This window comes from Pseudomonas sp. V98_8 (genome assembly GCF_029967975.1).
GTDB classification, from domain to species: Bacteria; Pseudomonadota; Gammaproteobacteria; order Pseudomonadales; family Pseudomonadaceae; genus Aquipseudomonas; species Aquipseudomonas umsongensis.
In genome coordinates this window covers 191,331-202,487 of the sequence record NZ_JASCAE010000003.1, presented here as the reverse complement: position 1 = coordinate 202,487, position 11,157 = coordinate 191,331, and the positions used below count along the sequence as shown (strand labels likewise).

At 60.6% G+C, this 11,157-nt stretch carries 9 protein-coding genes; 3 read left to right on the top strand and 6 right to left on the bottom strand.

Translation table 11 applies throughout. The features are described from left to right. Positions 1 to 216: 216 nt before the first annotated feature. Positions 217 to 1,290, bottom strand: a complete 1,074-nt coding sequence (locus QLG10_RS03980) for a diguanylate cyclase (RefSeq protein WP_188263511.1) — start codon at positions 1,288 to 1,290, stop codon at positions 217 to 219. A 191-nt stretch (positions 1,291 to 1,481) separates the two neighbouring features. On the opposite strand from QLG10_RS03980, the gene QLG10_RS03975 reads away from it, so the two are divergent. From QLG10_RS03975 to QLG10_RS03965, 3 genes are all read left to right on the top strand, one after another. Beyond that, positions 1,482 to 2,933, top strand: a complete 1,452-nt coding sequence (locus tag QLG10_RS03975; protein ID WP_188263512.1) for an NAD(P)/FAD-dependent oxidoreductase — start codon at positions 1,482 to 1,484, stop codon at positions 2,931 to 2,933. A gap of 21 nt (positions 2,934 to 2,954) precedes the next feature. Continuing rightward, positions 2,955 to 3,911, top strand: coding sequence for an alpha/beta fold hydrolase (locus QLG10_RS03970; protein ID WP_110753065.1), 957 nt, complete (start codon positions 2,955 to 2,957; stop codon positions 3,909 to 3,911). Positions 3,912 to 4,022: 111 nt separating this feature from the next. Beyond that, complete coding sequence (locus tag QLG10_RS03965; RefSeq protein WP_248678907.1) at positions 4,023 to 5,402, top strand: VOC family protein; 1,380 nt, start codon at positions 4,023 to 4,025, stop codon at positions 5,400 to 5,402. Positions 5,403 to 5,516: 114 nt separating this feature from the next. Here the strand turns inward: QLG10_RS03965 and QLG10_RS03960 are convergent, their stop codons facing one another. The 5 genes from QLG10_RS03960 to QLG10_RS03940 form a co-directional block, all read right to left on the bottom strand. Beyond that, on the bottom strand, positions 5,517 to 6,194 hold the full coding sequence (locus tag QLG10_RS03960) for a type 1 glutamine amidotransferase domain-containing protein (protein ID WP_110753069.1): 678 nt from the start codon (positions 6,192 to 6,194) through the stop codon (positions 5,517 to 5,519). A gap of 355 nt (positions 6,195 to 6,549) precedes the next feature. Next, the gene (locus tag QLG10_RS03955; RefSeq protein WP_033044852.1) at positions 6,550 to 7,131 is read right to left on the bottom strand and encodes a hypothetical protein; all 582 of its coding nucleotides are present in this window, start codon (positions 7,129 to 7,131) and stop codon (positions 6,550 to 6,552) included. A gap of 133 nt (positions 7,132 to 7,264) precedes the next feature. Then, positions 7,265 to 7,507, bottom strand: a complete 243-nt coding sequence (locus QLG10_RS03950; protein ID WP_110753071.1) for a hypothetical protein — start codon at positions 7,505 to 7,507, stop codon at positions 7,265 to 7,267. 108 nt (positions 7,508 to 7,615) lie between these two features. After that, entirely contained in the window at positions 7,616 to 8,695 is a 1,080-nt protein-coding gene (locus QLG10_RS03945; protein ID WP_282485603.1) for a lipocalin-like domain-containing protein, read from the bottom strand. Next, a complete protein-coding gene (locus QLG10_RS03940) occupies positions 8,685 to 11,156 on the bottom strand; it encodes an ABC transporter permease (protein ID WP_282485601.1) in 2,472 nt (823 codons plus the stop codon). Before QLG10_RS03940 ends, QLG10_RS03945 begins: the two co-directional genes overlap by 11 nt. Position 11,157 lies beyond the last annotated feature (1 nt).

Below are 11,157 nucleotides of genomic sequence, written 5' to 3'. Positions count from 1 at the left end.
GCAGCCGCGCGAGAGGGGTTGGCTGTCAGGCCGCCTTCGCTGGCAAGCCAGCTCCCACAGTAGATCGAGTGCAGCCGCGCGAGAGGGGTTGGCTGTCAGGCCGCCTTCGCTGGCAAGCCAGCTCCTACAGTAGGTCGAGTGCAGGCGCGCGAGAGGGGTTGGCTGTGGGGTCGTCATCGCTGGCAAGCCAGCTCCTACAGGGGGCGGCGCAGAAGGTCAGGCCGAGTCAAGCAATTCGTGATGAGGCCGGTCATTGCTGCTACAGATAACACGATTACGCCCCGTGGTCTTGGCCTCGTACAGCGCCTGGTCGGCGTCGTTGAGCCACAGGGTCGCGTCAGCGTGGCGTACGTCGAAGGCTGCCAGGCCGATGCTCAAGCTGACTTTCAGTGACGGGTTTTGCTCGTAGCCCAGGATCGCGAAGCGGTCGCGCAAGGCATCCATGGCCGCAGCAGCGCTGCCCAGGGGCAGGTCGGGAAGAATCACGCAGAACTCGTCGCCGCCATAGCGCCCGGCCACATCGCTCACCCGCAGGTTCTGCTTGAGCATCTTGCTCAGTTGCCGCAGCACGATGTCACCGGCAACGTGGCCGTAGGTGTCATTGATGCTTTTGAAGTGGTCGATGTCGATCAGGGCGATGGCCCCGCCCTGATGCTGGCGTTGGCAGCGCTGGAATTCAATCTCCAACTGATCCTTCCAAGCGCCGTGGTTAAGCAGGCCGGTCAGGCTGTCGGTACGGCTCAGGGCCAGCAGCTCGCGCTTTTGCCTGCCCAAGGTATAGGCTTGGCGATAGCAGATCCAGCCCAGCGCCATGGGATACAAACACATCAAGGGCAAACAGGCGTAAAGCTGCAGCTGGCTGGTTTCAGGGATCAGGATCGGGTGGAAGATCAGCCAGCCGACGCACACGCCGAGTAGCTGCGCCACACTGCCCACCAGGAGAAAACGCAAACCGCCGATGGCGACGTTGTTCATGGCCATCATTGACAAGGTGGTGGCACTGGGCAGCGGGTTAAATTGCATGGCGGCGACCCAGAAGCCGCCCATAAAGGCATCGATCAACAAGTTGCGGTGTTCGGCGTGATAAGCGGCCTTGGCGCGTCGCGCCCACAGATAGGCCAGGTGAGGCCAAAGCAAGCCGTTGAACAGCATCACCCCCCATACCCAGGGTGCCGGGTCCAGGGGATACATCGCCACACTCACGCAGATCAAACCTAACACCAGGCCAAGGATGCGCGATGTGTAGAGCCTCTTGGCCAGTGAAAGTCCTTTTCCTCCCATCTTTCCCATTGGGACCTCTGCACCACAGAACGAACCTGTTCACACCGCGATTGCAGGGTGTGCCCGAAGTCTAACAGGGCAACGGCAAATAGCCATCACCGGCTGGCGGGACGAACTCCCGTCGCCTGCAAATCGTTGTATCTGCAGAAACGGCTATACATGAAGTGAAGGACTGAATCACAACGTTGAACAGGAGGCCCATGCACACCTTCGAAGTGCTGATCATCGGCAGCGGTTTTGGCGGCCAGTGCGCGGCGGTCAATTTGCTCAAGGCCGGCATCGACGATTTTCGCCTGCTGGAACGACGGGATTTCTTCGGCGGCACCTGGTGCCAGAACACTTACCCGGGCGCCGCAGTCGACGTGCCCTCGCCACTCTATTCGCTGTCGTTCGCGCCCTACCGCTGGACCCAGATGTTCGCCGAACAGGCTGAACTGCATCGCTACACCCGCCACGTGGTGGAGCACTTCGGCCTGAGGGACAAGGTGGAACTGCAGGCCAATGTCGAGGGTGTCGAATGGGAGGAAGTACATAAACGCTGGGCGGTTCACACCACCAAGGGCGTTTTTTATGCCCAGTTCCTGATCAATGCCACCGGTCCCTTGAGCCAACCGGTGATCCCACACTTCGAAGGTCAGGAACGCTTTCGCGGAAAATCTTTTCACACCAACCAGTGGGATCATTCCTACGACTACCGGCAAAAGCGTGTGGCCATCGTCGGCAGTGGCGCCAGTGCAGCCCAAGTGATTCCGGCGATAGCCCCGGACGTCGAGCACTTGCATGTGTTCCAGCGCACGCCGCATTGGGTACTGCCAAGGGCTGACCGCACCTTCGGCCGCTTCCAGCGCTGGTTGCTCGGTCTCAAACCGGCCTACAAGCTGCTGCGCTGGATGATCTACTGGCAATTTGAAACCCGGGTGATTGCCTTCAAATACTCGAAGCCGGCAATCGGCATGGTGCAGCATCAGGCACTGCGCTTTCTCAAACGCCAGGTGCCCGACGCCGAACTGCGGCGAAAACTGACCCCCGACTATACGATCGGCTGCAAACGGGTAATTCTGTCGAGTACGCTCTACCCCGCGCTGGGCCGTGCCAACGTGACATTGCACAGCCGTGAACAGGGCATCAAGGCCATCGATGAAACCGGCATCCTCATGCAGGACGGCCAGCACATCGACCTGGACCTGATCGTCTGGTCCACCGGTTACGACGCTACCGACGGGGTGATTTCCTACCCCGTCACGGGAAAAAACGGCATCCGCCTCAAGGAGGTCTGGACGCAATACCCGCGCGCCTATCTCGGCACCAGCCTGCCGGCCTTCCCCAACCTGTTTATCGTCACCGGGCCGAACACCGGGATCGGCCACACATCGGCACTGTTCATCATCGAATCGCAAATGAACTACATCCTCGATTGCATCCGCACGATAAAAGCACGTGGTTTGCGCAGCATCGAAGTACGCCCCGAGGCAGAACGTACCTACACTGAAATGATCCATAGAGAGATGGAACGCACAGTGTGGAAGTCAGGAGGCTGCCACAGTTGGTATCAAAGCAAGAGCGGTCATGTGATTGCCATGTTTCCCGGGTTCAGTTTCAGCTTCCACCGCTTGACCCGAACCCTGAAACCGGCGGACCACATCGTGTCCTGATCAGATAGAAGGAAGACGCTGATGCTTTTACTGGTTGTCGCTATCGCGGTGTTTGCCGCTTGGAGCTGGTTGAGCTACCCGGCCATCGGGTACTGGCTGTATGACTTGAGCGTGGCCCTGGAGGCCAAGTTGTACAAATTGCACAAGATCGTCGTGCCCATCGCCGAAATGACCGTCTCGACCTGGCAAGGCGGGCCGTATGAGGCGTCCAGCAACGTGTTGATGCTCCACGGCTTCAGTGCCGACAAGAACCTCTGGCTGCGTTTCGCCCGGCACTTTGTCGGCAACTACCGGGTGATCATCCCCGACATCGCCGGCCATGGCGAAACCGGCTTCAAGGCGGGTGGCGGCTATGACATTCCCTTGCAGGCCAAACGCATGATCCAGCTGCTCGATGTCTGCGGGGTCGATAAGGTCCATGTCATCGGCAACTCGATGGGCGGCTACATCGCGGCCTGGCTGGCGGCCCACTATCCGGAGCGCATTGCTTCGCTCGCCCTGTTCGACCCTGCCGGGGTGACTGCGCCAGAACCCAGTGACCTGGAGCGGCATTTGGCCAGGGGCCACAACCCGTTCCTGATCCACTCACGGGAAGAATTCAAATACTTCTATGGCATGACCATGGCCGAACCACCTTGGGTGCCGCGCGTGGTACTGGATGCCGTTGCCCATCGCTACCAACAGTCGCGTGACGAACTGGAAGAAATCTTCCGCGACTTTCGTGCCAGCCCGCCAATGGAACCCAGGCTGCCGGCGATCAAGGCGCCGGCACTGTTGCTCTGGGGGCGCAAGGATCGCTTGATCGATGTCAGCAGCGTGGCCATCTGGAGCAAGGGCCTGGCGGACCTTCGGGTGGAAATATGGGAAGGCATCGGGCACATGCCAATGGTCGAAGCACCCGCAGGTTCGGCACGCCTGTATCGGGAGTTTTTGGCATCGCTGCGCTCGGAAAGCCCTCAGGATCAACGACTGCACTGAACTGGCAGTCCTTTGCAGAATGAAGTCCGTCAGAAACTTCGTTTGCCGGCGTCGACGAAGGCTGCGATCTTTTCGCCCATCCTTCTCGTCAACGCGCCAGGAATTTTGTTCATGAGCCAGCCAAGCTTCATCAGCCCCGACCTGATCCGCCAACGCTTCTCCAAAGCGATGTCCGACATGTACCGCGAAGAAGTGCCGCTGTATGGCGCGCTGATGGAACTGGTGGAACAGACCAACCGTCACGTGCTGGACAACGACCCGCAAGTGGCCCAGCAGTTGAACAGCACCGGCGAAATCGAGCGCCTGGACCTCGAGCGCCACGGCGCGATCCGCGTTGGCACCGCGGCTGAACTGGCCACACTGGCCCGCCTGTTCGCGGTCATGGGCATGCAGCCGGTGGGTTATTACGACTTGACCCCGGCCGGGGTGCCAGTGCATTCCACGGCGTTTCGCGCGGTGCATGAAGCGTCCTTGCAGGTCAGCCCGTTCCGGGTGTTCACCTCGCTGCTACGCCTGGAATTGATCGAAGACCTGGAGCTGCGGGCCTTTGCCCAGTCGGTGCTGGATCAGCGTTCGATCTTCACCCCCGCCGCGCTTACGCTGATCGATCGCGCCGAATCCCAAGGCGGTCTCAGCGAAAAAGAGGCCGATGAGTTTGTCGACCAGGCCCTGGAAACTTTCCGCTGGCACCACAGCGCCACGGTCACCGCCGAGCAGTATCAGAAACTCAGTGCCCAGCATCGCCTGATTGCCGATGTAGTGGCGTTCAAGGGACCGCACATCAATCACCTGACGCCACGCACCCTGGACATCGACATCGTGCAGGCGCAGATGCCAGTGCACGGCATCACCCCCAAAGCGGTGATCGAAGGCCCGCCCCGCCGGCATTGCCCTATCCTGCTGCGCCAGACCAGTTTCAAGGCGCTTGACGAGCCCATTGCCTTCATCGATCAAACCGACACTCGCGGCAGCCACAGCGCCCGGTTCGGTGAAATCGAACAACGCGGTGCCGCACTGACGCCCAAGGGCCGGGCGCTGTACGACCGTTTGCTCAATGCCGCCCGGGACGAACTCAAGGACTTCCCCAACGAAGCCAACGCCGCCCGCTACAACGATTTGATGGCGCAACACTTCAGCGAGTTTCCCGATACCTTTGAGGGCATGCGCCAACAGGAACTGGCGTTCTTTCGCTACTTTGTGACGGAAAAAGGCCTGGCTGCGGCTGAACTGAAAACCTTGACGCTCGAAGATCTGGTCAGCGGCGGGTATCTGCGCGTTGAACCGCTGGTCTACGAGGATTTCCTGCCGGTAAGCGCGGCCGGGATCTTTCAGTCAAACCTGGGCGATGCGGCGCAAACCCACTACGGCGTGCACTCCAACCAGCAGGCGTTCGAAAAAGCCCTGGGGCGTCCGACGATTGATGAATTGCAGTTGTATGCACAAACGCAACAGCGCTCGATCGAGCAGTGCCTGGCCGCCCTGGGTCACTAAACTAACCTGACGACCCTTGTAGGAGCCGGCTTGCCGGCGAAGGCGTCCTTAAGCATGGCGTTGGCCTATCGGGCGCCTTCGCCGGCAAGCCTGGCTCCTACAAGGGTGTGTGGCTCATTTCAATTTTGATAGCAAAGCCTCGGCCGCGGCCTGTGAAGACGCTGGATTTTGCCCCGTCAGCAGCAGGCCATCGGTCAGCACGTAGCTCGCCCAATCAGGCCCCTTCGAAAAAATACCGCCCTTGGCCTTCAACTCGTCCTCCACCAGGAACGGCACGACCTTGGTCAGTTGCACGGCTTCTTCTTCGCTATTGGTAAACCCTGTCACCTTCTTGCCCTTGACCAGTGGCTGGCCGTCGGCGTCCTTGGCATGGCGCAATACACCGGGCGCATGACAGACGGCCGCGACCGGCTTGCCGGCGTTGTAGAACGCTTCGATGAGGGCGATCGAATCACGGTCTTGCGCCAGATCCCAGAGCGGTCCATGGCCGCCTGGATAGAAAATTGCGTCGTAGTCCCCGGCCTTCACCGTGCCCAGCATGACGGTCGAGGCCAATGCGGATTGAGCCGCCGGGTCCTGGCGAAAGCGTCGGGTGGCATCGGTTTGCGCATCCGGCTCGTCGCTTTTGGGGTCCAGCGGGGGCTGGCCGCCCTTGGGCGAGGCCAGGGTCAGTTGCGCGCCGGCGTCCTTGAAAACGTAATAGGGTGCAGCGAATTCTTCCAGCCAGAAGCCGGTTTTCTTGCCGGTGTTACCCAACTGATCGTGGGACGTTAGAACCATCAGGATTTTCATGTCGTCGTCACTCCATCTCGGAACTGCAAGCACAACATATAACAGTTAGTTACAAGTTTAAGCCCGCGCCCCTGATTCGATTGAAAGTGCAGTCGTACTTTGAAAAAGTGTTCGCCCAGCGCTATGGCCTCGGCAATCCGTGCGCTGGTAAAGAACCCTGACACTGGGCGAACGGGGTGTATTTTAATAGATGTTTATGGATATGTCCGCGCTTTAAACATGAAATTTGCCGATACATATTTGATTGGATGTCGATTTAAATTCCATTAAAACCAACAATTTAAACCCACCAGTTCGGCCAAAATTGATTGTTCCCATACAAAAAGTTGTACAGGAACAATCAGTGAAAAATCACTCAACTTCCGGACTTGCTGGTTACCTGCAGAATGTCGGTGTAAGTCACGTAAACGCTTTGCCCGACTTTCAGGTCCTTCAACTTGGCTTGAACTTCCGGTTTTTCGACAGTGATGGTTTTGGTCTGCCCCGCCGGGTTTTTAAAGGACACCTGGTTTTTCTTCAGGTCGATGTCGGTGATTTGCAGCTGGACTTGTACCTGACGATAGGCTTCGCCGCCAGGCACGCTACCGGGTGCATTGCGGGCTTCGCCGGCACGCTCCGAGCTGCCCGGCAACCCCTTGTCGACATCGGTGTCGAGGTAGGCCGCGACGGAACGGGTGACCTTGATATCGACCTGATCGCCGGGTTTCAGCTGGCCGAGGTTTTTTGCCTTCTCGGTCAGTTGCACGTGGACCTGACGACCTTCCGGCCCTTCAAGCACCACTTGATGTTTGGCGGCATCGACCGACACGACTTTGGTGCTGACTTGATCAGCCTCCACGACAGCAGACAACGGGATATCTGCGGCAACGGCGCTGAGGCTGGCAGCGGACAACAAGGTAGCAAGGGTGACAGCTTTGGTCAGTGCATGAAGTTTCATAGGCAGAACATTCCCTGTGATGAATGACGACAAACGGCGCTGAAACAACTATCAAACGCCGTGTGTGGGATGAGCATAGACGCTGATTCGGGAGTGTTCGCTGTTTCTTGTACGGGCGATTCGCCGCGGGCGGTCATGCTTCAGGATCATCCAGTTCCCGGGTTACGTTGATCGCCGGTGAGTCCTTGTGGGATTGCTCCGCCCGGGCCTTGAGCGCCTGCCATTGTTCCAGATCTATGGCGCCCTGCCCCAGCAGATCGTCAGCCAGGCGCTGCAAGTCCATGTAATAGGAGTCAGGAGACTGCTGCCAATAGGCCTCGTCTTCAAACAGGCGCTGCCACGTGTCAAGGTCGGGCGGTGTGAGGTCTTCGCGCATGTCGGGCTCCTGCGGGGGTATTCGTACGGTAGAGAGGTGGACGCCGGGCGGAGTTCCGGATGATTGCACGCAATGCGGTTTCCCATGGGAGCTGGCGCAGGCTGCGATCTATTGCCCCTGATAACCGGTCATTTCCAGATACCCCTGCCCCCCATGGCTGCCGCTCAACCGCACTGGCCCCTCCCAATAGGGAATGCGCAGATCCATCCAGGCTTTGGGATTCAGGGCGCTGATGACGATATCAAGGTGTTTGCCGGGGATCCGGATCGACCAGCGCACCGGCATCGTATGCCCCGCTACCTTGGCGGTGTCCTGTGGAGTGAGAAGGATGTCATTGGCGCTGAGAATTTGCGCCTGGCCCTGGGCGTCAATCCAGGTTCCGGTCAGGTAAGGTTCGCCGTCTTTTTGCCGCATGCGGTAGAGCATCACCTGGTCGCCGCTGTCCAGGTGCAGGGAAAACCAGTCCCAGCCACTCTGGTTGGCGGTCAGGGGCTGGCTGCTCCATTCCCGGTCGAGCCACGCGGGGCCACGGACCTGATAACGCTCGCCGTCGATCTCAAGCAGGCCGCTGGCCTGGAAAAACGGCTGGCTGTAGTAATAGGACGCCTGGCCCTGTTCGGATTTCTGGCTGAATCCCTTGTCCCCTTGCAGCACCAGCGGTCCATTCGAGGTCAGTCGCAGTTGATAGCTGAACGCCTTGTCGCGGGCACTGAGTTGCAGATCGGCCAACGGGTCGGTCCCCGTTGCCTGACTGCTGAAATGCCAGTCGTCGATCCACGCATTGAAGGGCGCAAGGCTCACGCCGGCCTGCCCTACGCCGCCGCGGGCATAACGCTCGGCGGCGTGATGCACCGAGGCCGAGGTCACCGCCGCGTGACCCAGCCATAGCGTCTGGTTGGCCCAGCCAGTCGCCTCGGGTGTTGCTTTCAAGGCACTGCGAAACAGCGTCCACTGCACGCCGAATTCATGGCCCTGCTCATCCTTGAGGTTGGCGGTGACGTACCACCATTCGATGCGAAAGCCGTCATGGGGGCCGTGATCCGCCGGGAAGCTGAACACCCGACCGGGCACCACCGGCGTAAAGGCGCTCGCTTGATTGCCAAGACCGGCAAAACCCTTCTCGACCGGCGGCTGATCGCAACCGGCGAGCAACGCAACGACCATCCACGCCCAACGCTTAATCCTCATGGGCAAAGGTCCTCAGCAGGTCCGCCGGTTGTGTGCGATACAGCGAGTACAGCGGCCACGCCGATGCCAGCAAGGTTGCCAATAACGCCAGCCCCATCAGCTGCAGCAATTGCAAGGGAAACACCCGCAGCGGCAGACGCCAGCCAAACGCCTGGACGTTGATCACGGTGTCCAGGCACCAGGCCAACGCAATGCCCAGCGGCAATGCCAATACCAACGTCAGCACCGCCAACAGCCAGGTTTGCCCGAGGTTGAGCAGCATCAGTTGGCGGCGCGTCACGCCCAGCGCCCACAACGGCGCCAACTGCCCGAGACGGCTCTGGCTTTGCGTCAACAAGCTGATGAACAATGCCACCCCCGCCACACCAAGGGTCAGGCTGTTGAGCGCGGCAGTGGCAGCGAAGGTGCGCTCGAACACTTGCGTCGACCAGCCCTTGAGCCGTGCCTGATCGACGATGCGACTGTCCTCCAGGGCAAAACGCGCTTGCAGCGCGGTCACGAACGGCGTGATCGATGCCGGCTCGATACGCAGGTTGAAGCGATTCGGTGTGAGTTGCGGCCAGCCGCGCAACAAGTGATTGACGTTGACCAGCAGATGGCCCTTGGGATTGCCGTAGTCAGCGTAGATCCCGACGATGCGTGGCGACCAGGGACCGTTGGGCGTGGCAATCACCACCTGATCGCCGAGCCTGACCTTCAAGCGCCGCGCCAGTTGCTCGCTGAGCATCACTGTATCCTCCGCAGCCAGGCTGTCCCAGGGCTTTTCGCCCACAGCCTCAAGCAATGGCCAGTGCTGGCGATAGGTCGGATGATCGATCACGCCAAACACATCCGCCGGCCAGCCCTGCAACTGAATCGAGACCTGCCAGTTGGGCAACACAGCCATCAGTTGCGGTTGTTGCCTGAGCCAGTCGTACATCTCCCGGGCCTGGGCCGGGTTTTGTGGATTGAGGTAAAGCTCGGCGGTCAGCCGTTGTTCCAGCCAGTTGCTGAAAGTCTGGCGGAAACCGGCGGTCATGCTGCCGGCACCGATGTTGGCCGCCAGGGCCAGTAGCAACGCCATCAGCGCCAGGCTCAAGGCCGGCAGTTGCTGGCGACAATCGGCGACAAACCACTGACCGAGTACCGTCGAACTGTGGTGCGTCAGCCCATTGAGCACGGCATTGAGTACCACCGGCAACGCTAACGCGGCGCCCAGCAACAGCGTGGCCATCAACAGGAATCCGCTGGCCAGGCTGTCACCGCGCAACAACGCCAGCAACGCAATGCCCAAGGCAATCGCCGCGACCCAGCCCTGGCGGCGCAGCCAGCGCGCATGGGCCTGATGCCAGGCCTGGGGGTCGGCCAGGGCCAGCAACGGTAAACGCGCTGCACGCCACAAACTGTTGGCTCCCGCGAGCGCGGCACCGAGCAGGCCCAGGCCGATACCGCTGAGCCACCACAGCGGGCTCAGGCTCAACTGTCCCGCCACTTCGGCACCGTACAACCCGCGCAGGCTGGCGGCGACATCCGGCAGCAACACGCTGGCCAGCAGGTAACCGCTGACGACACCCGCCACGCCGCCGATCAAGGCCAGAGCGCCCAGTTCAACGGCCAGGCAGGTGATCAGCATCCGCGCGCTGACGCCACAGGCGCGCAGGGTCCGCAGCAAACCTCGACGCTGTTCCAGCGCCAGACCGATCGCGGCGTGCACGATGAACAGGCCGACCACGAACGACAGAAACCCCAAGGCGTCCAGATTCAGGTGAAAGCTCTCGGTCAGGCGCGCCAGATTGTTTTCTTCGCCGCCGGTCTTGAGTTGAAGTTGTCCCTTGAACGAACCGGGCAGTGTCGCGGTGAAATCACTGGGCAGCAGCAAGCGCGATAGCTGATCGGGCAAACCGAGAATCTGCTGGGCAAAACCGATGTCCACCAGCAGCACACCCGGCGCCATGTCAGCCTCGGCGCGCAGGGGCGGCAATGCCTGGCCGTTCAACGCCTGCGGCCGCTCGCCCGGCGCCAATCCCAACGCCTGCAGGGTCTGCGGCGCGATCCAGGTCCTGCCTGGCGGAGTGAAAAACTCCACGACCTGTTCGATGGCCAATGCCTGCCCCGCCACCTCGGCCCCAGCCGGCAGCGACACGGGCTCGATGCCCATCAGTTGCAGGCGCTGGTCCTCATGGCCCTTGAGCGTCAGCCGTCCTTGCAACACTGGCGACACCGGCCAACCGGCTCGGCGCAGATCGACAAACAACTGCTGGGAAAAGGTCCCGCCACCGGGTGCACTCAGGCTGGCCTGAGGTTCGCCGCCGATCAGCTGACTGGCCTTGGCATAGCTGTCCCGCGCCTGACTGTTCAGTGCTTGCACCCCGGTGAGCAGGCTGGTGGCCAGCCACAACCCGGTCAGCACACTGAAAAACTGCACCGGGTGCTGCCGCCAATGGCTGAGCAGTGCACGCAGGGTTTCAAGAAAAATGCGCATC

Bases quoted from the DNA above. Each gene is read 5' to 3' on its own strand.
- QLG10_RS03965 (WP_248678907.1), top strand. From the start codon at position 4,023: ATGAGCCAGCCAAGCTTCATCAGCCCCGACCTGATCCGCCAACGCTTC.
- QLG10_RS03940 (WP_282485601.1), bottom strand. From the start codon at position 11,156: ATGCGCATTTTTCTTGAAACCCTGCGTGCACTGCTCAGCCATTGGCGG.
- QLG10_RS03970 (WP_110753065.1), top strand. From the start codon at position 2,955: ATGCTTTTACTGGTTGTCGCTATCGCGGTGTTTGCCGCTTGGAGCTGG.
- QLG10_RS03975 (WP_188263512.1), top strand. From the start codon at position 1,482: ATGCACACCTTCGAAGTGCTGATCATCGGCAGCGGTTTTGGCGGCCAG.
- QLG10_RS03955 (WP_033044852.1), bottom strand. From the start codon at position 7,131: ATGAAACTTCATGCACTGACCAAAGCTGTCACCCTTGCTACCTTGTTG.
- QLG10_RS03980 (WP_188263511.1), bottom strand. From the start codon at position 1,290: ATGGGAAAGATGGGAGGAAAAGGACTTTCACTGGCCAAGAGGCTCTAC.
- QLG10_RS03960 (WP_110753069.1), bottom strand. From the start codon at position 6,194: ATGAAAATCCTGATGGTTCTAACGTCCCACGATCAGTTGGGTAACACC.
- QLG10_RS03945 (WP_282485603.1), bottom strand. From the start codon at position 8,695: ATGAGGATTAAGCGTTGGGCGTGGATGGTCGTTGCGTTGCTCGCCGGT.
- QLG10_RS03950 (WP_110753071.1), bottom strand. From the start codon at position 7,507: ATGCGCGAAGACCTCACACCGCCCGACCTTGACACGTGGCAGCGCCTG.